Annotated in this window: 17 protein-coding genes and 2 pseudogenes; 10 read left to right on the top strand and 9 right to left on the bottom strand. The window is 58.5% G+C overall.

What is annotated here, in order from left to right:
• Positions 1–14 precede the first annotated feature (14 nt).
• On the bottom strand, positions 15–1,721 hold the full coding sequence (locus AC1Q6Y_RS26510; protein ID WP_492625493.1) for a ShlB/FhaC/HecB family hemolysin secretion/activation protein: 1,707 nt from the start codon (positions 1,719–1,721) through the stop codon (positions 15–17).
• Between the two features lie 293 nt (positions 1,722–2,014).
• Between AC1Q6Y_RS26510 and AC1Q6Y_RS26505 the strand changes: the two are divergent.
• Positions 2,015–2,290, top strand: a pseudogene (locus AC1Q6Y_RS26505) (hypothetical protein).
• Between the two features lie 68 nt (positions 2,291–2,358).
• Here the strand turns inward: AC1Q6Y_RS26505 and AC1Q6Y_RS26500 are convergent.
• Positions 2,359–3,699, bottom strand: a complete 1,341-nt coding sequence (locus AC1Q6Y_RS26500) for a DEAD/DEAH box helicase (protein ID WP_007972492.1) — start codon at positions 3,697–3,699, stop codon at positions 2,359–2,361.
• A gap of 254 nt (positions 3,700–3,953) precedes the next feature.
• Here AC1Q6Y_RS26500 and AC1Q6Y_RS26495 point away from each other — a divergent pair.
• Positions 3,954–4,110: pseudogene (locus tag AC1Q6Y_RS26495) on the top strand (IS5/IS1182 family transposase); the annotation flags it as partial.
• A gap of 206 nt (positions 4,111–4,316) precedes the next feature.
• Here the strand turns inward: AC1Q6Y_RS26495 and AC1Q6Y_RS26490 are convergent.
• Complete coding sequence (locus AC1Q6Y_RS26490; protein WP_492625492.1) at positions 4,317–5,195, bottom strand: hypothetical protein; 879 nt, start codon at positions 5,193–5,195, stop codon at positions 4,317–4,319.
• 236 nt (positions 5,196–5,431) lie between these two features.
• On the opposite strand from AC1Q6Y_RS26490, the gene AC1Q6Y_RS26485 reads away from it, so the two are divergent.
• Positions 5,432–6,730, top strand: a complete 1,299-nt coding sequence (locus AC1Q6Y_RS26485) for a mechanosensitive ion channel family protein (RefSeq protein WP_057715971.1) — start codon at positions 5,432–5,434, stop codon at positions 6,728–6,730.
• A gap of 138 nt (positions 6,731–6,868) precedes the next feature.
• Here AC1Q6Y_RS26485 and AC1Q6Y_RS26480 read toward each other — a convergent pair whose 3' ends face one another.
• A complete protein-coding gene (locus AC1Q6Y_RS26480) occupies positions 6,869–7,513 on the bottom strand; it encodes a hydrolase (RefSeq protein ID WP_008018228.1) in 645 nt (214 codons plus the stop codon).
• Between the two features lie 158 nt (positions 7,514–7,671).
• On the opposite strand from AC1Q6Y_RS26480, the gene AC1Q6Y_RS26475 reads away from it, so the two are divergent.
• Entirely contained in the window at positions 7,672–8,559 is an 888-nt protein-coding gene (locus AC1Q6Y_RS26475; RefSeq protein WP_057715972.1) for a LysR family transcriptional regulator, read from the top strand.
• A gap of 67 nt (positions 8,560–8,626) precedes the next feature.
• On the opposite strand, the gene AC1Q6Y_RS26470 is transcribed toward AC1Q6Y_RS26475, so the two are convergent.
• The 3 genes from AC1Q6Y_RS26470 to AC1Q6Y_RS26460 form a co-directional block, all read right to left on the bottom strand.
• The gene (locus AC1Q6Y_RS26470; RefSeq protein WP_150813367.1) at positions 8,627–9,493 is read right to left on the bottom strand and encodes a carboxylate/amino acid/amine transporter; all 867 of its coding nucleotides are present in this window, start codon (positions 9,491–9,493) and stop codon (positions 8,627–8,629) included.
• Positions 9,494–9,837: 344 nt separating this feature from the next.
• A complete protein-coding gene (locus AC1Q6Y_RS26465; RefSeq protein WP_046043697.1) occupies positions 9,838–10,437 on the bottom strand; it encodes an FMN-dependent NADH-azoreductase in 600 nt (199 codons plus the stop codon).
• 235 nt (positions 10,438–10,672) lie between these two features.
• Positions 10,673–10,987 carry a 3-phosphoglycerate kinase gene (locus AC1Q6Y_RS26460; protein ID WP_492625491.1) on the bottom strand — a complete coding sequence of 105 codons (315 nt, stop codon included), beginning with the start codon at positions 10,985–10,987 and terminating at the stop codon, positions 10,673–10,675.
• A gap of 49 nt (positions 10,988–11,036) precedes the next feature.
• On the opposite strand from AC1Q6Y_RS26460, the gene AC1Q6Y_RS26455 reads away from it, so the two are divergent.
• From AC1Q6Y_RS26455 to aqpZ, 5 genes are all read left to right on the top strand, one after another.
• Positions 11,037–11,960, top strand: a complete 924-nt coding sequence (locus AC1Q6Y_RS26455; protein ID WP_007972479.1) for a PA3225 family LysR-type transcriptional regulator — start codon at positions 11,037–11,039, stop codon at positions 11,958–11,960.
• Positions 11,961–11,974: 14 nt separating this feature from the next.
• Positions 11,975–12,778, top strand: coding sequence for an alpha/beta fold hydrolase (locus AC1Q6Y_RS26450; protein WP_218496951.1), 804 nt, complete (start codon positions 11,975–11,977; stop codon positions 12,776–12,778).
• A gap of 3 nt (positions 12,779–12,781) precedes the next feature.
• Positions 12,782–13,345: a peptidylprolyl isomerase gene (locus tag AC1Q6Y_RS26445; RefSeq protein ID WP_218496949.1), complete on the top strand. Its 564-nt coding sequence runs from the start codon at positions 12,782–12,784 to the stop codon at positions 13,343–13,345.
• A gap of 94 nt (positions 13,346–13,439) precedes the next feature.
• On the top strand, positions 13,440–15,272 hold the full coding sequence (locus tag AC1Q6Y_RS26440) for an ABC transporter ATP-binding protein (protein WP_150813363.1): 1,833 nt from the start codon (positions 13,440–13,442) through the stop codon (positions 15,270–15,272).
• A 317-nt stretch (positions 15,273–15,589) separates the two neighbouring features.
• Positions 15,590–16,288: an aquaporin Z gene (gene aqpZ, locus AC1Q6Y_RS26435; RefSeq protein WP_090453724.1), complete on the top strand. Its 699-nt coding sequence runs from the start codon at positions 15,590–15,592 to the stop codon at positions 16,286–16,288.
• A gap of 11 nt (positions 16,289–16,299) precedes the next feature.
• On the opposite strand, the gene AC1Q6Y_RS26430 is transcribed toward aqpZ, so the two are convergent.
• Positions 16,300–17,424: a GNAT family N-acetyltransferase gene (locus tag AC1Q6Y_RS26430; protein ID WP_492625490.1), complete on the bottom strand. Its 1,125-nt coding sequence runs from the start codon at positions 17,422–17,424 to the stop codon at positions 16,300–16,302.
• A gap of 281 nt (positions 17,425–17,705) precedes the next feature.
• On the opposite strand from AC1Q6Y_RS26430, the gene AC1Q6Y_RS26425 reads away from it, so the two are divergent.
• On the top strand, positions 17,706–19,037 hold the full coding sequence (locus tag AC1Q6Y_RS26425) for a putative porin (RefSeq protein ID WP_057715980.1): 1,332 nt from the start codon (positions 17,706–17,708) through the stop codon (positions 19,035–19,037).
• Between the two features lie 309 nt (positions 19,038–19,346).
• Here AC1Q6Y_RS26425 and AC1Q6Y_RS26420 read toward each other — a convergent pair whose 3' ends face one another.
• A complete protein-coding gene (locus AC1Q6Y_RS26420) occupies positions 19,347–20,468 on the bottom strand; it encodes a beta-ketoacyl-ACP synthase III (protein WP_057715981.1) in 1,122 nt (373 codons plus the stop codon).
• Positions 20,469–20,765: the final 297 nt, after the last annotated feature.

The following is a 20,765-nucleotide window of genomic DNA, read 5'->3' as shown; positions in this document are numbered from 1 at the left end:
TCGATGAGGCGAAATCAGAGAAAGAAATCCATGCGAAAATAGATCGGCGCTTCGCGCTCGCTCAGGGTGTCCGGACGTTCCAGGGAATGGGCAAAGGTCACGCTGGCGGCGAGGTGCTGGCCGCGAGCAAACACCTCCACCGAGTTGCTGGACATGCGCCCGTGTTGATCGCCGTTGTAGCGATCGTTCCGAATCACGCCCTGGTCATAACCGAGACTGGTGCCGTATTCAGCGAACACAGGGCGCAGCCAATCCAGGGTGACCTGCCGCCTCCAGCGCAGGTCGTTGCGCCAGTAACCGCCGCTGTCGCCGGACAAGGATTGATCCTTGTAACCCCGGATCGACGACAGCCCGCCGAGACTGGTGCGCTGCGGGCTGAACAGCACATCTTCGCTGTGCTGTCCGGTCATCAGGCTGCTGAAGCTGAACGATTCACCCCAGACCTTGAACGGCTGCAGGTAGCTCGCGGTCGCGGTGTATTTGCGGTAGCGCGCGTCGGGCTCGCCGGGGCCAGAATGATCATTGCCCTGGGCATCGAACGCACCGATACCTTCTTGCATCCCCAGGTCGAAGTTGACGAATGCACTGCCGACGCGTCGACCGTGATTGATGCCGAACTGCGCTTCGCTGATGCGGTTGCTGCTCGGTTTGAGCTTGCTGTCTTCAATGAAGTTGTTGGTGCGCAGGGTCGACAAGCCAGTGCTGAGCGAGGTTTTGCTCACGGCATCGCGATGGATCACCCGCTCGGCGCGCAGTTGATGGTTTTCGCTGTCGCCGGTTTGCCTGAAGTTGAAGCCGTTGGCTTGGGCCAATGAGCGATAGTCACTCTGGCTGTAGGTGTAACTGAAGTTCCACCAGCCCCACGGCAGGCTGTAATTGAGCATCGCGTTGTTGGAGGTGTGCTGGTGATCGGTCATCGCATCGTGACCGCCGCGCAGATTCAACTGGTCGGCCAGGCCCAGCGGGCTGTCCCAATCAAATGTCGTGCCCCACTGCTGTTCGCCGGTGCTGCGCTGGCCGTCGTTGCTACGCGACAAACCGGCGCGCCAGGGTTTTTGCGGGGTGTTCTTGACCAGCACTTCACTGCCACCAACGTGCTTGCCCGGTGCCAATTCCATCTGTGCCTGATTGGAGGGCAAGCGGTTCAGTTGATCGACCAACTGCTCGATTTCGCGCAGGTTGACCAACTCGCCAGTCTTGCCAGGGAAAGCCATGCCCAACTCGCGGTCCGACAGATTGCTACCGTCAGCGCCTTTCACCCCTTCGAGCTTGCCCTCGATCACCAGCACCTTCAGATGCCCACCGGACAAATCCTGCTGCGGCAAGTACGCGCGACTGGTGACCAGGCCTTTTTCGATGTAATGATCGGTGATGACTTTCAGCAGTTCGTTGAGCTGAGTGACACCCAGGCATTGGCCGATGTATGGCTTGAGCAGGCGATTTTTCTCGCTGTCGCTAAGGCTGTCGACGCCTTTGAGTTCGATGTCCTGGATCGGGAAACAGCGGGTGTCAGCAGGCGCCGTCGGCACAGCGGGTTTCACGTCCTTGCCGGGTAATTCCTTGAGTTCCTCAAGACGACGACGTTGCTCTTCGAGCAGGCGATCCTGACGTTCGCGGATGAGATCGGTGTCACCGGGGGAGGGGGCAGCATTAGCAGGATGTAGCGGAGAAAGGCACTGCAAAGCCAGGCACAACCTCGCCACAAGGGCGGGTGAGTACATGTTCGATCCCTCGAAACGGAAAGCGATATCAAAATAATGGCGACGCATTAGAGAGCCACCATCCTGACGTCAAATAATGAATCCACTCCAAAATGATAGGTGACGAACGGTAGCGGCTAAATCGGGCGCTTCCGACAGAAGCGCAGGATGTTTCCTGATACGGGGGAGAAAAGCGGTGGCCGGAGCAGCGGTATTTCTCAGAACGAATTTGTCCTACAGCGGGAGGCGTGTGAACTTTCCGAACCTCACAGCTTCAACCGATTAACCGCCCGACACGGAACCCGAGGCCTCCCATGAAAACCCTTCTGACGCTTACCCTCGCTACCACTCTCGCCTGTGCCCTCCCCGTTTGAGCCTGCACTCCCGGGGAAGCCACCGCAAAGCGCGAGCAACTGGCTCAGGAAGTGGCCAGGCTCACCGAGCAGAATCCGGCCAAAGCCAAAGAAATCAACGCCGAGTTGCAGAAGATGGACCTGGGCACAGCCAGCAAGGATTTGCCGGACAAGTGCCAGTTGATTGATCAGCGGTTGAAGGCGTTGCAGACGGCGGATAAGAAAGCCGAGAGCTGATCAACCCACAAATCCCGAGCATAAAAAAACCGGACATCTGTCCGGTTTTTTTGGGTCACGACAACGACTTACTCAGCCGCCGGCGCTTCCGGCTTGCGGCGCTTGAGCGGGGCCATGCCGTCCTTGCTGACCAGGGAATCGCTCTTCGGCCGGTTGGCGCTCTTGCGCTTGGTCGGGGTCTTGGCGGCAGTTTTCTTCTTGTCACCCTTGGCGTCGGTCTTTTTCTTCTTCACGCCGACGGCCTTGCCCGAGGCCTTGACCTTTTTCGGTCCGCCGTAGGTGCCTTTGACTTCCTTGATGGTGCGGCGCTCGAAGCTCTGCTTGAGGTAGCGTTCGATGCTCGACATCAGGTTCCAGTCGCCATGGCAGATCAGCGAGATGGCCAGGCCATCGTTACCGGCGCGACCGGTACGACCGATACGGTGCACGTATTCGTCGCCGCTGCGCGGCATGTCGAAGTTGATCACCAGGTCCAGGCCATCTACGTCCAGACCGCGAGCGGCGACGTCGGTGGCCACGAGGATTTTCACGCCGCCCTGCTTAAGGCGGTCGATCGCCAGTTTGCGATCCTTCTGGTCTTTCTCGCCGTGCAGCACGAACGCTTTGTATTCCTGCGCCACCAGGCGGCCGTAGATACGGTCGGCCATGGCCCGGGTGTTGGTGAAGACGATGGCCTTCTGGTAGGTCTCGTTGGCCAGCAGCCAGTTGACGATCTGTTCTTTGTGCTGGTTGTGGTCAGCGGTGATGATCTGCTGGCGGGTGGTGTCGTTCAGCTGGCTGACCGCATTGAGCTGCAAGTGCTCAGGGTTGTTCAGGACTTTGGCGATCATCTCGCGCAGGCCAGAACCACCGGTGGTGGCAGAGAACAGCATGGTCTGCTGACGGTTGGTGCACTCGTCCACCAGACGCTGAACGTCTTCGGCGAAGCCCATGTCGAGCATGCGGTCGGCTTCGTCGAGCACCAGGACTTCAACTTCTTTCAAGTCGAGGTTGCCGGCGTTCAACTGCTCGATCATCCGGCCCGGCGTACCGATCAGGATGTCCGGCACCTTGCGCAGCATCGCGGCCTGGACCTTGAAGTCTTCACCGCCAGTGATCAGGCCGGACTTGATGAAGGTGAACTGCGAGAAGCGTTCAACTTCTTTCAAGGTCTGCTGGGCCAGTTCGCGGGTCGGCAGCAGGATCAGGGTCTTGATGCTGACGCGGATTTTCGCCGGGCCGATCAGACGGTTGAGGATCGGCAAAACGAATGCAGCGGTTTTGCCGCTACCGGTTTGCGCCGTCACCCGCAGGTCACGCCCTTGGAGCGCCAGCGGAATGGCCGCTGCTTGCACAGGCGTTGGCTCGACAAATTTCAGCTCGGCCACGGCTTTGAGCAGGCGTTCGTGCAGGGCGAATTGGGAAAACACGGGTGCTACCTCGAAGAAATGCAAAAAACAGCTGCATAGGGTACCGGTTTCGAGCGCTCAGGCCGAGTTTCTTTGTGTAAATGTTGCCTGAAGGCCAGGATCTCCGATCCCAGCGACCCTTCAAAAGTGCTTCATCAGCGCCTTTCATAAGACTCTGAACGAAATCCGCCGAAACTCATTTGAATCCCACAAGCGTCGAGACTCAGTAGAGTCCGCGTCCATCAAAGGCAGGAGTCCACGAAGGTCAAACGGTACGAGCTTCCCGACGCAGCCGATGGTTGCTGGCGGCCAAGGACTATGACGCCAAAAGCCTGCGTCATTACTGTGACTGTTATCGGATGCGGCCGTCATCCCGTTGCGGGTCTACCGAGACTGTTTGATCGCCCCAAGTACCAGCAGCGCAAAACCATCTAGCGCATGTTCGGATGACAGACACGCTCGCTAAAAGTTATGCGGCGATGGACTCACCTAGTTTCAGCACTGCTGGCATCAAAAACCAGCACTAATGTGGTAAGGGGCACTTCGTCCAGCAACCCAAAACGACGAATGCCCCCCGACTTATCGCACAACCTGAGTTCCACACGTCAAAAACATCGACACCCTGAACACCGTAAAACTCAAGAGCTCCGCGTCCAGACAAGATTATCTAAATACAAATGATCAAAACTGTCAGGAAAATGATATATGTCAAAACATTCAATGCCGCGCTCACTTTCAAATAAAACATCTTTTGCAGGCTGGTCTACACCACCATTTGCAGGCATGTAAATATACTCACCCCAAGGCATACCAACCTCTTTAAACTGAACGTAGCATCCTGTGTCCTCCTCCTTCAACCCAATAACGGAAAACCCAACACTTGAGACAGGGTTTACAAATGAAAATTGAACTAGACAAAGATTCAAATAAAAACAACTTTCACCCCAGTCTGGACCACCAACTCCCAACTGACGCACACCTGCCGACAGCCCTGACCATTCACTCCAAAGTTTGACAGACAACCCATTGCCGAATTCATGATTACGATTGTCCCACCCCAGGTCAAACAAATCGTTGAATTCCTCTCTACCCTCTCTCAAAAACCTTTTAAAGGTGTAGCTGCGCACAGGCAGTCGCACAGCATTGCTTTCACTATCGCTACTGCATAGCGCGATTTTCGCAACTACTCTTAGCTCACTATCTGGCTGCAACCCTTCAAACCAACTTCGGCTAAGGTTCTTTGTTACACCCTCCCTGGCTTCCTCCTCGATAATCGACACGCCCTCCAAGACTTGCAACGGCGCATGACCTGCACTTTCGATGGATAACCATACCCGCTGGCCTTTGATGCCACATGGCGGCCACGGCCCGAATGAGCAAGTTGGGTCACCCGTGAAATAGTCAAGATTCAAGATTGAGCCAACGACTTCATGAATACGTGGAGCCCAAGGATCTACCAAAGTTAACGCCCGCTGCTCATCTTCTCTTGAAAATAGAGCTACCGATTTCGATTTCATATCAATACCTTTCTATTGAATTAAACCACCAAAAAACCTCAACCACGGGAAGATTAGGCAATCGTTTTTATTCAGTGTCCACTATCAGATCTGCTAGTTCTTACGAGCGGTGCAATGTGCCATAGTTAGATATTGGGCAATCTCCATACATCAAGACTCAACTTTTGGCATGCCCATATCCCTACTTTCATGTTCTAATCGACCGATACTGCCCTACAGAAGAATCGTTTTAGCTTATGGATCTCAAACAGCTCTGGCTCAATACCCAAGAACTCTGGACCGCGCTCGAGCAACATCCGCGTGTGTACTCCGGCCTGGCGTTGCTGATGTTGCTGGCGGTAGCGCTGGTCGTCGGACGAGTGGCACGCTACTTGATCCTGCACGCCGTCAAATTGCTCGGCCGGCAACCGGCCATGCACTGGCTCAAAGACTTGCTCAACAACAAGGTGTTCCACCGTCTGGCCCAGATGACGCCGTCTCTGGTGGTTCAGTTCGGCCTGAACCTGATCCCCGAACTGAACAAGATAACCCGTAATTTTCTCGACAACGTGGCCCTGGCGTTCACCATCCTGTTCTTGGTGCTGGCCATCAGCGCCCTGCTCAATGCCCTGCTGGACATCTATGCCCGCACCGAACATGCCCGCACGCGCTCGATCAAGGGCTATGTGCAACTGGCGAAAATGGTCTTGTACGTGTTTGGCGCGATCATCATCGTCGCCACGCTGATCGACCGCTCGCCGCTGTTGCTGTTGTCGGGGCTGGGCGCCATGTCGGCGGTGATTCTGTTGGTCTACAAGGACACGCTGCTGTCGTTCGTCGCCAGCGTGCAATTGACCAGCAACGACATGCTGCGGGTCGGCGACTGGATCGAAATGCCACAGGTTGGTGCAGATGGCGATGTAGTGGATATCACGTTGCATACGGTCAAAGTGCAAAACTTTGATAAGACCATCGTTTCGATCCCGACCTGGCGCCTGATGTCCGAGTCGTTCAAGAACTGGCGCGGCATGCAGGCGTCCGGTGGCCGGCGAATCAAGCGCAGCCTGTTCATCGATGCCAGCGGCGTGCGCTTTATCACCGATGACGAAGAGCAGCGCTTGACCCATATCCACCTACTCACCGACTACATGACCCGCAAACAGGCCGAACTCAAGGCCTGGAACGAAGCCCAGGGCAACGTCGCGGCCATGTCGGCCAACCGCCGGCGGATGACCAACATCGGCACGTTCCGCGCCTATGCGCTGGCCTACCTGAAGAGTCACCCGGAGATCCAGCCGAACATGACCTGCATGGTGCGCCAGATGCAGACCACGGCCCAAGGTATTCCGCTGGAAATCTACTGTTTTACCCGCACCACGGCGTGGGCCGACTACGAGCGGATTCAGGGGGATATTTTCGACTACCTGCTGGCGGTGCTGCCGGAGTTCGGGCTGAGCCTTTATCAGCAGCCGAGTGGTACGGATTTACGGGCCGGGTTGCTGCCGGCAGTGCTGGGGGCAAGCCACATTCCCGAAGCCGAAAAACGCATGATGTAACACTACAAAAAACCTGTAGGAGCGAGCTTGCTCGCGATGAGGGCGTGTCAGTCAACATATGTGTCGTCTGACAGTCCGCAATCGCGAGCAAGCTCGCTCCTACAAGGGCAGGGGTACATCCATTTCAGCGTTTGCGGGTTACTTGACCTGCCGCTGCGGTGCCTTGTGCACCATGGTGTAGGCGTAATCCACGCCCATGCCGTACGCGCCGCTGTGCTCCAGCACCAGTTCCATCACTGCCTCGTAAGTATCCTTGTGCGCCCAGTCACGCTGGTATTCGAGCAACACTTGCTGCCAGGTCACCGGTACCGCGCCGGCCTGAATCATCCGTTGCACCGACATGTCGTGGGCTTCCTTGCTGGTGCCGCCGGAGGCGTCGGTGACGATGTACACCTCGTAGCCTTCAGCCAGAGCTTCCAGTGCCGGGAAGGTCAGGCAAACCTCGGTCCACAGCGCGGCAATGATCAGCTTCTTGCGACCGGTGGCTTTCACCGCGTCTACCAATGCCTTGTCTTCCCAGGAGTTCATCGAAGTGCGCTCGATCGGCTTTTGATCCGGGTGCACAGCCAGCAACTCGGGCCAGATGTAACCGCTGAAGCTTTCGGTTTCGACCGAGGTGTAGATGGTCGGCACGTTGAAGATCTTCGCCGCCTTGGCCAGGCCCACGGTGTTGTTCTTCAGGGTCTGGCGATCGATGGACTGAACGCCGAATGCCATTTGCGGCTGATGGTCGATCAGGATCAGGGCGGAGTTGGTTGGGTTGAGCAGTTCACGAATAGACATGGCGCGTTCCTTTTGATGTCGATACTTCGAATGGGTAAGGGGTTGGTCGACGTTGCCTTCTGCGGCGTTGCTGTCGGCTTGGATGTCACTTTAGGGGCTAGTCATTAAAGGGACAATTACCTAAAATCGAGAATCATTGATTCTAAAAAAGGGACAATATGGATCGCATCGAATGCATGCGCGCCTTCGTCGTCACGGTTGGCGAGAACGGCTTCGCCGCAGCCGCCCGGGCCATGGACGTGCCGCGCTCGAAAGTCAGCAAACAGATTCAGGCGCTGGAAGAAGCCATCGGTGTGCAATTGCTGCAACGCACCACCCGCAGCCTGCACCTGACCGAGGCCGGGGCCGAGTATTTCGATGCTGCACGGGAAGTATTGGCGGCGCTGGACGAGGCCGAGCAACGGGCCCGTGATGGCATCGGCGAGTTACGTGGTGTGTTGAGGGTCAATGCGCCGATGTCGTTTGGTCTTCGGCGGTTGGGGCCGTTGATTCCGCTGTTTCATGAACAGCACCCGAACATCGAGCTGCAACTGGTACTCAGCGACCAGCAGGTCGATCCCGTGCGGGGTGGGTTTGACGTGACCATCCGCATCGCCAGCATGCCCGACTCGACGATGATCGCCCGGCAACTGGCGCCCGCACCGCGCATCATGGTGGCGTCCCCGGCTTATCTCGAGCGCGCGGGCATTCCGCGGACTCCGCAGGACCTGCGCGCCCATCAATGCCTGAACTACGGGTATCTGCAGAGCGGTGTCAGCCTGCAACTTTGCAATGGCAAGGAAACCCAGCGGGTGAACGTCACCGGCCCGTTGCACGCCAACAATGGCGACCTGCTCGCCCAGGCCGCCGAAGCCGGCATGGGCATCGCCCTGCTGCCCGACTTCATCGTCGAGGATGCGCTGGCGGCCGGGCGACTGGTGCCGGTGCTGTGTGAATGGCAGGCTCCGGCGATCACCATCAATGCGGTGTATTCGTCAGCCCGGCGGGTGCCGCAAAAGACCCGGGCGTTTATCGAGTTTCTGGTAGGACAACTGGCGCCGAAGTGATTTTTAAATCACACAATTTCCTGTGGGAGCGAGCTTGCCCCTACAGGTTTATCGGAGCACCCGGAGTTTAGTGAACGGCCAAAGGCTTGCGTATACCCAACCGACTGATCCACACCGCCAGCAAAATCACCGAACCACCGAGCAACAACCGCCCCAGTTCTTCATGCTGGTTCCAGATCAACAGGTTGATCAGCAACCCCACCGGCACATGCAGGTTGTTCATCACCGCCAGGGTCCCGCCGTTGACCAGACACGCGCCTTTGTTCCACCAGTAGAGCCCCAAAGCGGTCGAGACCAGGCCGAGGAACAGCAGCACACCCCATTGCAGCGGTGCTTCGGGCAGGAAGTTCTGTTTGCCGAACAAGAGAAACGCCGGCAACGCCACCGCCAGTGCGCCGAGGTAGAAGAAGCCGAAACGGCGGTAATGCGGCAGATCGCTTGGATGGCGCGCGACCAGGTGTTTGTAGAGCACCTGCCCGGCCGCGTAGGTGAAGTTGGCCAGTTGCAGCAACATGAACCCCATGAAGAAGTCCGGGTTGATCCGGTCAAGGCGAATCACCGCAGCCCCCGCCACCGCCACCAGCGCCGCGACCAGGGCCCAGGGGTTGAAGCGACGATTGAGCGCATCTTCAATCAGGGTCACGTGCAGCGGCGTGAGGATGGTGAACAGCAACACTTCCGGCACCGTCAGTACGCGAAAGCTCAGGTACAGGCAGACGTAGGTCACGCCGAACTGCAACGCGCCGATCAATAGCATGCCACGCATGAATGCCGGCTCTACCGAGCGCCAGCGGGTCAGCGGGATGAACACCAGCCCTGCCAGTAGCACGCGTACCAGCACGGCGAAGTAACTGTCGACATGACCGGCCAGGTATTCGCCGATCAAACTGAAGGAAAACGCCTGGATCAGCGTGACAAAAAGTAGATAGCCCATGCTCGCCTCATTTCGAATGGCGGCGACGATAGCGGGTTTTGCTGCTGATCGCGAACACCCAAATAATACAAATTCCTTGTGGGAGCGAGCTTGCTCGCGATAGCGGTGGATCATTCAACATCATTGTCGACTGACACTCCGTCATCGCGAGCAAGCTCGCTCCTACAGGGTTTTGTCGGTGTTGGTTAAATCGCAGGCAAAAAAAAGCCCGATCTCGCTAAAGCGTTCAATCGGGCCAGGGCACTCAGGAGCAACAAGTGCGAAGGGAGGTTCGATGCGCGTACAGGCTTGAAGGGTTGCGCCAGGTCACTAGACCATCCAGCGATTATCTGGCGATTAACCGGTCAGGCCACTTGCGAAAGCTTGGCGTTCGCCTGGTTCAGGCCTTTCTCCTGGAAGTCACCGCCCAGGTTCATGCCTTCGGCGTGGATGAACGTCACGTCGTGGATGCCGATGAAACCCATGACCTGGCGCAGGTACGGTTCCTGGTGATCGGCGGTGCTGCCGGCATAGATGCCGCCGCGAGCCGTCAACACATACGCACGCTTGCCGCTGAGCAGGCCTTGGGGACCGGTTTCGGTGTACTTGAAGGTCACGCCGGCACGCAGTACATGGTCGAGCCAGGCTTTCAGGGTGCTGGGGATCGCAAAGTTGTACATGGGCGCGGCCATGACCAGTACATCGGCGGCAAGCAATTCATCGGTCAACTGGTTGGAACGTTCCAGGGATGCCTGTTCGATGTCGCTGCGCTGTTCGGCGGGTTTCATCCAGCCACCCAGCAGGTTGATGTCCAGATGCGGCACTGGCTTGACGGCCAGGTCCCGGACAGTGATCTGGTCATTCGGGTGAGCGGCTTTCCACTGGCTGATGAACGTCTGGGTCAGTTGGCGGGAAACTGAGTCTTGCTGACGGGCACTGCTTTCGATGATCAGAACGCGGGACATGGGATGTAGCCTCCATCTGAGAATGCTGTAGGTCGATGGAGTGAAGGTTAAACAGAGTCATATCGATGAAAAAGCGCAAATAACTGCTATAACCCATCAATAAATTCGTTTATAAGCTCAGCATGCACTACCCCCTGTAGGAGCGAGCTTGCTCGCGAGGCGTCATGTCATTCAATTTTTCTGTTGCCTGACACACCGCTATCGCGAGCAAGCTCGCTCCCACAGGGGATTGATTTCATTTCGGGGTGCAGGTCAGCTCGATGCGCAGTTTGATGATGCTGCGGGTGAATTTGGCGGTTGCATTTTTGTGCTTGCCGGCCGGTACATCGATCTTGCGGTTACGCGGTGCTTCCGGGCCATTGATGAAAACGACCTTGCAGCTCGCATCGACGTCACCGTAGTTGGCCACCTGGATGGAGCCGATGTCGTTATCCGTGTCGTAGGTCTGGTAATCGATCTTCATGCCGTTGAGGTCTTTTTTCACATCGATCGGGTAAGCCATCGCCGTCAGCGGCAGCAGCGCCAGCAGCACACAACAGAATTTTTTCATTCAGCAGCCTCCAATTAGGGCTGCCAGCTTAGGACAAGAGGAGTTCAACATGAAAGCGCCCCGCGTGACCCTCGATCAATGGCGAACGCTGCAGGCCGTGGTCGATCACGGTGGTTTCGCCCAGGCCGCCGAGGCGCTGCATCGCTCGCAATCGTCAGTCAGCTACACCGTGGCCCGCATGCAGGATCAACTCGGCGTGCCGTTGCTGCGTATCGACGGACGCAAAGCCGTGCTGACCGAAGCCGGCGGGGTGCTGCTGCGCCGTTCCCGGCAACTGGTGAAACAGGCCAGTCAACTCGAAGACCTGGCCCATCACATGGAGCAGGGCTGGGAAGCCGAAGTGCGCCTGGTGGTCGATGCCGCTTACCCAAGCGCCCGCCTCGTCCGCGCCTTGACCGCGTTCATGCCGCAAAGCCGTGGCTGCCGGGTGCGCCTGCGCGAGGAAGTGCTGTCTGGCGTGGAGGAAGTCCTGCTCGAAGGCGTGGCCGACCTGGCCATCACGGGTTTCAGTATTCCCGGTTACCTGGGCGCGGAGTTGAGCGATGTCGAGTTCGTTGCGGTTGCCCATCCGGAGCATCCCCTGCACCGCCTCAACCGCGAACTGAGCTTCCAGGACCTGGAAAGCCAGATGCAAGTGGTGATCCGCGACTCGGGCCGCCAGCAACCACGGGACGTCGGCTGGCTCGGTGCCGAACAGCGCTGGACCGTCGGCAGCCTGGCCACCGCCGCGACCTTCGTCAGCAGCGGTCTGGGGTTTGCCTGGCTGCCCCGGCACTTGATCGAACGGGAACTCAAGGAAGGTACGCTCAAGCTGCTACCGTTGGATCAGGGCGGCAGCCGTAACCCGAGCTTTTACCTGTATTCGAACAAGGACAAACCGCTGGGACCGGCCACGCAGATTCTCATCGAACTGCTGCGTACGTTTGACACCGCACCACTGGACGCACCGTTCGCCGCCCCCGAACAAGCCTGACACGGAGTGTATGCATGGCCTATTTCGAACACGAAGGTTGTAACCTGCACTATGAGGAATATGGCCACGGCACGCCGCTGCTGCTGGTCCACGGCCTCGGCTCCAGCACCCTGGACTGGGAAAAACAGATCCCGGCACTTGCCACCCGCTACCGGGTGATCGTCCCGGATGTGCGCGGTCACGGCCGTTCGGACAAACCCCGGGAGCGCTACAGCATTGCCGGATTCAGCGCTGACCTGATTGCACTGATCGAACACCTCAATCTCGGTCCGGCACACTATGTCGGCCTGTCCATGGGCGGCATGATCGGCTTCCAGCTGGGCGTGGATCAGCCGCAACTGCTCAAGAGCCTGTGCATCGTCAACAGCGCGCCCGAGGTCAAGCTGCGCAGCCGCGATGACTACTGGCAGTGGTTCAAGCGCTGGAGCCTGATGCACGCACTCAGCCTGCGCACCATTGGCAAGGCACTGGGTAGCAAGCTGTTCCCCAAACCCGAGCAGGCCGATTTGCGACAAAAAATGGCCGAACGCTGGGCAAAAAACGACAAACATGCTTATCTCGCCAGCTTCAATGCCATTGTCGGCTGGGGAGTCCAGGAACGACTTTCGAAGGTCACCTGTCCAACCCTCATTGTCAGCGCCGACCGTGACTACACACCGGTGGCGCTGAAGGAAAACTACGTAAAACTGTTGCCCGACGCGCGGCTGGTGGTGATCGCCGATTCACGCCACGCCACGCCGCTGGACCAGCCGGAACACTTCAACCAGACGCTGCTGGAGTTTCTGACCGCAGTCGACACCACCACTCAGGATCACTGACCCATGCTGAAAACAATCGCCCTCGCCGCAGGCACCGTCCTGTTTGCCGCCAACCTGATGGCCGCGACGCCGGAAAAGGCCCCGCATGTGCTGCTGGACACCACCAACGGCCAGATCGAAATCGAACTGGACCCTGTCAAGGCCCCGATCAGTACCAAGAACTTCCTTGCGTACGTCGACAGTGGTTTCTACAACAACACGATTTTCCACCGGGTGATCCCGGGGTTCATGGCCCAGGGCGGTGGTTTCACCTCCTCGATGCAGCAGAAACCGACCAAGGACCCGATCAAGAACGAAGCCAGCAACGGCCTGCATAACGTGCGTGGCACGCTGTCGATGGCACGCACCTCCGATCCTGACTCGGCCACCAGCCAGTTCTTCATCAACGTCAAGGACAACGATTTCCTTGATCCGGGCCGCGACGCCGGCTACGCCGTGTTCGCCAAAGTGGTCAAGGGCATGGACGTGGTCGATATCATCGTCAACACGCCTACCACCAGCAAAAACGGTATGCGCGACGTGCCGGCCGATCCGGTGTTCATCAAGTCAGCCAAGCGCATCGACTGAGACTAAGCTGGACAAGGATGTCCGAGCCGTTGCCGGTGTTTGCCGGCAACGCTCAAAACGTTAAAAGGAGAGCCCGCTCGCGGGCGAACAACCAATGCTTTATCGCCGTTTTGAAAAACTGATCGATGTTTTCCGCGAAGCACCGACGGCGTCTCCGCCGGACCGGGTTTTCCCTTTCTACACTTATTACCTCAAGCAGGTCTGGCCGAGCTTCGCCGCCCTGCTGATCGTCGGCCTGATTGGTGCGTTGATCGAGGTGGCGTTGTTCAGCTACCTGAGCCGTATCATCGACCTGGCCCAAGGCACGCCGAACATCAATCTGTTCCAGGATCACGCCCTCGAACTGACCTGGATGGTGGTGGTTGCGCTGGTGCTGCGCCCCATCTTCGTGGGCCTGCATGACCTGCTGGTGCACCAGACCCTGAGCCCCAGCATGACCAGCATGATCCGCTGGCAGAACCACAGCTACGTGCTCAAGCAGAGCCTGAATTTTTTCCAGAACGACTTCGCCGGGCGCATCGCCCAACGCATCATGCAAACCGGCAACTCACTGCGCGATTCCGCCGTGCAAGCCGTGGATGCGTTGTGGCATGTGCTGATCTACGCCATCAGTTCCCTGGTGCTGTTCGCCGAAGCCGACTGGCGCCTGATAATCCCGCTGCTGACCTGGATCTTCGCCTTCATCGGCGCCCTCTGTTACTTCGTGCCACGGGTCAAGGATCGCTCGGTGGTGGCGTCCGATGCGCGCTCCAAACTCATGGGGCGGATTGTCGACGGCTACACCAACATCACCACCCTGAAATTGTTCGCCCACACCAACTTCGAGCAGCAATACGCCCGCGAAGCGATCAAGGAACAGACCGAAAAGGCGCAACTGGCTGGCCGTGTGGTCACCAGCATGGACGTGGTCATCACCAGCATGAACGGCTTGCTGATCGTCTGCACCACCGGCCTGGCCCTGTGGTTGTGGACGCAGTCGTTGATCAGCGTCGGGGCGATTGCCCTGGCCACCGGCCTGGTGATCCGCATCGTCAACATGTCCGGCTGGATCATGTGGGTGGTCACCGGCATCTTCGAAAACATCGGCATGGTGCAGGACGGTCTGCAGACCATCTCGCAACCGGTCAGCGTCACCGACCGCGACCAGGCCAAACCCCTGGCGGTGGCCCGTGGCGAAGTACGCTTCGAACAGGTGGATTTCCACTACGGCAAGCAGAGCGGGATCATCGGCGACCTCAACCTGAGCATCAAGGCTGGCGAGAAAATCGGCCTGATCGGCCCTTCCGGCGCAGGCAAGTCAACCCTGGTGAACCTGCTGCTTCGCCTGTACGACGTCGAAGGCGGACGCATCCTGATCGACGGCCAGAACATCGCCGACGTCAGCCAGGAAAGCCTGCGCGAACGCATCGGCATGATCACCCAGGACACCTCGCTGCTGCACCGCTCGATCCGTGACAACCTGCTGTATGGCAAACCCGACGCCACCGACGCCCAACTCTGGGAAGCGGTGCACAAGGCCCGGGCTGACGGTTTCATTCCTTCGTTGTCGGACGCTGAAGGCCGTACCGGTTTCGATGCCCACGTCGGTGAGCGCGGGGTGAAACTCTCCGGCGGCCAGCGCCAGCGCATTGCCATCGCCCGGGTACTGCTCAAGGACGCGCCGATCCTGATCATGGATGAGGCCACGTCGGCACTGGACTCGGAAGTCGAAGCGGCGATCCAGGAAAGCCTCGAGACCCTGATGCAGGGCAAAACCGTGATCGCCATCGCTCACCGGCTCTCGACCATCGCCCGGATGGACCGGCTGGTGGTGCTGGAAAACGGCAAGATCGCCGAAACCGGAACCCACGCCGAGCTGCTCGCCCATGGCGGTTTGTATGCGCGGTTGTGGCAACATCAGACCGGTGGGTTTGTCGGGATCGATTGATCCGCAGGATGGCCACATTACCCTGTAGGAGCGAGCTTGCTCGCGATGGTCGTCAACGATAATGCTGGGAGCCTGACAGCCCGCGGCGTTCTCTGGTTCATCGCGAGCAAGCTCGCTCCTACAGGGGGGGGGGGGCAAGTGAAGCCGAAAGATTGTAAAAAACCGCCAGGGCCCGCCAACAACGGGCCCTGGCGGTTTTTTATGCCTGCTGGAATTCTGAAAAAACCGTGCTGTACTGACTTCAACGTTCTGGAGATGGTTCTGCAGTCCATCAGCTGGATGCTAAAGGCAGCATAATCTCGAAAGGGCACTCTCTTATGTCTCTGTTAAAACGTTCGGCGACTGAGTTGGTTGGTACGTTCTGGCTGGTGTTAGGTGGTTGCGGCAGCGCAGTGTTGGCGGCGGCTTTTCCGGAGGTGGGGATCGGCCTGCTCGGGGTGTCCTTCGCGTTTGGCCTGACAGTGCTGACCATGGCTTTTGCCATTGGCCATATTTCCGGTTGTCATCTCAACCCCGCGGTATCCCTCGGCCTGGTGGTGGGTGGGCGGTTTCCGGCCAAGGAATTGCCAGCCTACATCATTGCCCAGGTCATTGGCGGTGTGATTGCCGCCGCGCTGCTGTACTTCATTGCCAGCGGCAAACCCGGCTTCGAACTGGCGGGAGGCCTGGCGTCCAACGGCTACGGCGAACACTCGCCTGGCGGCTATTCGATGGCGGCAGGGTTTGTCTGTGAACTGGTGATGACCGCGATGTTCATCCTGATCATCCTCGGCGCCACCGACAAACGTGCACCGGCAGGACTGGCACCCATTGCCATCGGCCTGGGGCTGACGCTGATCCACCTGATCTCGATCCCGGTCACCAACACTTCAGTCAACCCGGCGCGCAGCACCGGCCCGGCGCTGATCGTCGGCGGCTGGGCGATTCAACAACTGTGGATGTTCTGGGTCGCGCCGCTACTCGGTGCAGTGGTCGGTGGCGTGCTGTATCGCTGGCTGGGCAAGGAAGAAAGCTGACACGCTGAAGTTCAGCCTTGTCGATAAGGTAAGGCTGACCTCGCATCCTCTGCATAAGCCAGCACCCCCAGCCGCTCCTGCTCCAGGAAGTCTTTCACCGCAGCTTTCAATCCCGAATGCCGCAAGTAGTGCCAGGAATGCGTAATGACTGGCTCGAATCCGCGAATCAGTTTGTGCTCGCCCTGGGCTCCGGCATCGAAACGCTGGAAACCGTTGGCAATGGCATAGTCCATGCCCTGGTAGAAACAGGTCTCGAAATGCAGGCGATCGAACTCCGCCAGGCATCCCCAATAACGGCCATAAAAACTGTCGCCCCCCACCAGACTGAACGCCATCGCCACCGGCCTTGAATCCTGTTTGGCCAGTACCACGCGAATCGAATCCGGCATGCGCTCGGCCAGCAGGCTGAAAAACTCCCGCGTCAGATACGGCGCTTGCCGGCGCACCGCGTAAGTATTGGCGTAGCAGGCATAGACGAAATCCCATTGCGCCTGGCTCAGTTCCCGCCCCTCCAGCCATTCGAACTCGAAACCCTGGCCGGCCACCTGCTCGCGCTCCTTGCGCATCTGTTTGCGCTTGCGCGAACTGAGAACGTCGAGGAAGTCCTGGAAATCCCGGTAGCCGCGATTCTGCCAGTGGTATTGACAGCCAACGCGCTGCAGCCAGCCCGGTTGCTCGCTCAGTGCCGCGTCGGTGAACGGATCGGTGAAATTGATGTGGGCACTGGAGAGCCCTTCAAGCTCCAGGTAGCCCGGCAGGCTTTTCAACAACTCGAAGCCGTCTTCGACCGTGGCCGCCAACAGCCGCGGCCCGGTGACCGGACTGAACGGCACCGCGCTCAACAGCTTGGGGTAGTAGTCGATGCCGGCACGTTCACAGGCATCGGCCCAGGCGTGATCGAACACGTACTCGCCATAGGAATGCCACTTGCGATAACCGGGGAGCGCGGCGATCAGTCGATCCCCTTCGACGTGCAATAAATGCTCGGGCTGCCAGCCGGTATGGGGTCCGACGCTGCCGCTGTCTTCCAGTGCGCTCAAAAAGGCGTGACGCAGAAAAGGCTGAGTCTCGGGCGCCAGTGCGTCCCACGTCTGCGGGGCGATTTCTGACAGTTTTTGCAGGCGTTGCAACGGCATCACCATCCTCACTCTTCATGGCGTGAAAGCCCCGCGAGTATCGCCTATCGCTCTGCAATGCACACGGGCAAAACGACGACAGCGCTCTAACTCAATAGTTCACGGCAGCTTTGTATCGTCATCGACATGACATCACATTGCCACTGCTCTGTAATAAACCATCGCGATACTGGCGCCTGTTTTTAGAGCGCCGGGTTATACCCGGCCACTGTTTTCCGCCCCCTTATGGTCGGTTGTGTCCCGGATGGCTCTGTCATCCCCTCTCATCTTCGGAGATTGATATGCGTCTTGCTTCCACGAAAACTGCGGCGGCCTTGTGCGGTGGCCTGTTGCTGGCCATGAGTGTTCCGGCCAGTGCCGCAGTCGACGCCAAACTGCTCGACATGCTCAAGGCTAACGGCTCGATCACCAGCGCGCAGTACAGCGAACTGCAAGCCGAGCTGGCCAGGGATCAGAAAGAACAGCAGATCGCCCGTCAGGCTCAGCAAGAGACCAACGAGCAAATTGCGGCCACCGCGAAGAAAACCGACACACTGAGCGCTTTCGACCAGAAACTGGCCTGGGCTGCCAAGACCCAGTTCAAGGGCGACGTGCGCTTCCGTCAGGAAACCGTGCACAACGATGGCGTATCCAACAACAAAGACCAGGACCGTCAGCGCATTCGTGCCCGCCTGGGTGCCTACACCGAAATCAACCCTCAAGTCGACACTGGTATCCGTATCGCCACCGGCAACAACGACGACGCTCGATCCACCAACCAGAGCCTGGACAACTACTTCGACAAGAAGCAGATCTGGCTGGACCAGGGTTACGTCGACTACCACCCGGACGCGATCAAGAACCTGCACCTGGTTGGCGGCAAGATGCCGCAACAATGGGTGAGCATGGGCGACATCATCTGGGATAGCGACATCAGCCCGGAAGGTCTGGCCGTTACTTACAAGTACCCGCTGAGCGGCAGCACCGAGCTGTTCGGCAGCGCCGGTCACTACACCCTCAAGGACAACGTCGACGGTGAAGGCGTGCAGTTCAAGCACGACCTGCGCCTGTATGCCGGCCAGTTGGGTGGTCGCTTCGCCATCACCGACAGCATGAAAATGACCTTGGGCGGCAGTCTCTACGCCTACGACAACGATGACAGCAGCGCCTGCCCTACCAGCGGCACCGTCACCACGCCGTGCGCACTGGCCGTCAACGGCAACAGCCCGGGCGAACAGTTCAAACTGTACGAAGGCTTTGGCCAGCTGGACTTCTCCAACCTGCCAGTACCGCTGTCGCTGTACGGTCAGTACGTCAACAACGCCGATGCCAGCAACGACCAGGACACTGGCTGGTTGGCCGGTGTCAAGACCAAGCTTTACGGCTTCGGCGTGGACTACAACTACCGCGACGTACAGCGTAACGCTGTGGTGGGCGCCTTCACCGACTCCGACTTCGCCAACGGCTTCACCGGTTCGCGCGGCAGCAAGCTGAAAGTGAGCTACGAACTGGACAAGAACTTCACCCTGGGCGCGACCTACTACATGGCGACCTCGGACCAGACCAACGCCAACATCAAGAAAACCGATTCGGACATCAACACCCTGCAACTGGATGCCGAAGCCAAGTTCTGATTCACCCCGCTATACGACTCGGGCAAGGAAGCCCGGGACGCTTTTACAGCCTGGCTTTGATGTATCGGTCCCCATCATCCTCCGACACATCAACGCCGGGCTGTTTTCATATCCCCGCCTGCACATATTAATTGTGGCGAGGGGGCTTGCCCCCGTTGGATCGCGAAGCGATCCCAAACCCGGCCACTGCAATTTGACAGACATACCGTATCAGCCTGTTCTACGTCGACTTCGTCGCCGAACGGGGGCAAGCCCCCTCGCCACAAAAGCCCTGCCAAAAAAATCGCAGCTGCGACAGTTAAAACAATTTCAGCGCTTGCGCAGCAACACGCTACCAATCGAATAACCGGCACCGAACGAACTGAGCACGGCCAGCGAACCTGCAGCCAGATCGTCCTGGTTCTTGTGGAACGCAATCACGGAACCGGCGGAACTGGTGTTGGCGTAGGTGTCGAGAATCACCGGCGCTTCCTGTTCGGTGGCGTCGCGACCCAGCAGTTTCTTGACGATCAGGTGGTTCATGCTGAGGTTGGCCTGGTGCAGCCAGAAACGCTTCACGTCGCTGACGTTGAGCTGGTTCTCCTGCAGATGCTCACCGATCAGCTCGGCAACCAACGGGCAGACTTCCTTGAACACCTTGCGGCCTTCCTGCACGAACAGTTTGTCCTTGGCACCGATGCCCTCTTCCGCCGCGCGGTTGAGGAAGCCGAAGTTGTTGCGGATGTTGTTGGAGAACTTGGTCAGCAGCTTGGTGCTGACGATGTCGAACTGGTACTTGGACGTCGCCAGGTCAGCACGCTCGATGATCACCGCGGTGGCAGCGTCACCGAAGATGAAGTGGCTGTCGCGGTCACGGAAGTTCAGGTGGCCGGTGCAGACCTCCGGGTTGACCATCAGCACCGCCCGGGCCTGGCCCAGTTGTACGCTGTTGGCGGCGGTCTGGATACCGAAGGTCGCCGAGGAGCACGCCACGTTCATGTCGAAACCGAAACCCTGGATGCCCAGCGCTTCCTGGACTTCGATGGCAATGGCTGGATAGGCGCGCTGCAGGTTGGAACAGGCGACGATCACGCCGTCGATGTCCGCGGCGGTCTTGCCGGCGCGCTGCAAGGCTTGTTCGGCCGCGCCGATGGCCATCTGGCACAGCACCGACCACTCGTCGTTGGAACGCTCCGGCAGACGTGGGGCCATGCGCTGCGGGTCGAGGATGCCATCCTTGTCCATGACAAAGCGGCTCTTGATGCCCGAGGCTTTTTCGATGAATGCGGCGCTGGATTCGGTCAATGCCTCCACTTCACCGCGCGCAATGGCATCGGCGTTGTCGGCGTTGAATTGCGCGACGTAAGTATTGAAAGACTGCACCAGCTCTTCGTTGGAAATGCTATTGGCCGGGGTGTACAGGCCGGTGCCGCTGATGACGACGTTATGCATGGTCGTGTCTCTAATCTGTTCAGGCAGAAAGCATTGGCACCGTCGTACCAATACACAAAGGGTCTATTCCCATCCGGGGGACGCAAACCTGGCATCGCTTTATTCCTGCTCGCAACCGTGTCGAAGGCTCTAGGTCGCGAAACTGGCGTTTATGGTCGCGAAGTTTGCCATAAACCTTGGGTTTTGGCGCCTTTTGCAAGAGCGACAACATACTTGTAGGAGCGAGCTCGCTCGCGATGAACCAGAGAACGCCGCGGGGTGTCAGGTTCCCAGCGTTATCGTTGACGACCATCGCGA

The organism is Pseudomonas sp. GW823-FHT06E10, assembly GCF_058794995.1.
Note: the sequence above shows the minus strand (reverse complement) of the source record. Positions and strands in the feature narration are given on the sequence as shown.

Bases quoted from the DNA above. Each gene is read 5' to 3' on its own strand.
- AC1Q6Y_RS26430 (WP_492625490.1), bottom strand. From the start codon at position 17,424: ATGCCGTTGCAACGCCTGCAAAAACTGTCAGAAATCGCCCCGCAGACG.
- AC1Q6Y_RS26480 (WP_008018228.1), bottom strand. From the start codon at position 7,513: ATGTCTATTCGTGAACTGCTCAACCCAACCAACTCCGCCCTGATCCTG.
- AC1Q6Y_RS26510 (WP_492625493.1), bottom strand. From the start codon at position 1,721: ATGTACTCACCCGCCCTTGTGGCGAGGTTGTGCCTGGCTTTGCAGTGC.
- AC1Q6Y_RS26445 (WP_218496949.1), top strand. From the start codon at position 12,782: ATGCTGAAAACAATCGCCCTCGCCGCAGGCACCGTCCTGTTTGCCGCC.
- aqpZ (WP_090453724.1), top strand. From the start codon at position 15,590: ATGTCTCTGTTAAAACGTTCGGCGACTGAGTTGGTTGGTACGTTCTGG.
- AC1Q6Y_RS26475 (WP_057715972.1), top strand. From the start codon at position 7,672: ATGGATCGCATCGAATGCATGCGCGCCTTCGTCGTCACGGTTGGCGAG.
- AC1Q6Y_RS26485 (WP_057715971.1), top strand. From the start codon at position 5,432: ATGGATCTCAAACAGCTCTGGCTCAATACCCAAGAACTCTGGACCGCG.
- AC1Q6Y_RS26440 (WP_150813363.1), top strand. From the start codon at position 13,440: ATGCTTTATCGCCGTTTTGAAAAACTGATCGATGTTTTCCGCGAAGCA.
- AC1Q6Y_RS26420 (WP_057715981.1), bottom strand. From the start codon at position 20,468: ATGCATAACGTCGTCATCAGCGGCACCGGCCTGTACACCCCGGCCAAT.
- AC1Q6Y_RS26460 (WP_492625491.1), bottom strand. From the start codon at position 10,987: ATGAAAAAATTCTGTTGTGTGCTGCTGGCGCTGCTGCCGCTGACGGCG.
- AC1Q6Y_RS26455 (WP_007972479.1), top strand. From the start codon at position 11,037: ATGAAAGCGCCCCGCGTGACCCTCGATCAATGGCGAACGCTGCAGGCC.
- AC1Q6Y_RS26470 (WP_150813367.1), bottom strand. From the start codon at position 9,493: ATGGGCTATCTACTTTTTGTCACGCTGATCCAGGCGTTTTCCTTCAGT.
- AC1Q6Y_RS26465 (WP_046043697.1), bottom strand. From the start codon at position 10,437: ATGTCCCGCGTTCTGATCATCGAAAGCAGTGCCCGTCAGCAAGACTCA.
- AC1Q6Y_RS26450 (WP_218496951.1), top strand. From the start codon at position 11,975: ATGGCCTATTTCGAACACGAAGGTTGTAACCTGCACTATGAGGAATAT.
- AC1Q6Y_RS26490 (WP_492625492.1), bottom strand. From the start codon at position 5,195: ATGAAATCGAAATCGGTAGCTCTATTTTCAAGAGAAGATGAGCAGCGG.
- AC1Q6Y_RS26425 (WP_057715980.1), top strand. From the start codon at position 17,706: ATGCGTCTTGCTTCCACGAAAACTGCGGCGGCCTTGTGCGGTGGCCTG.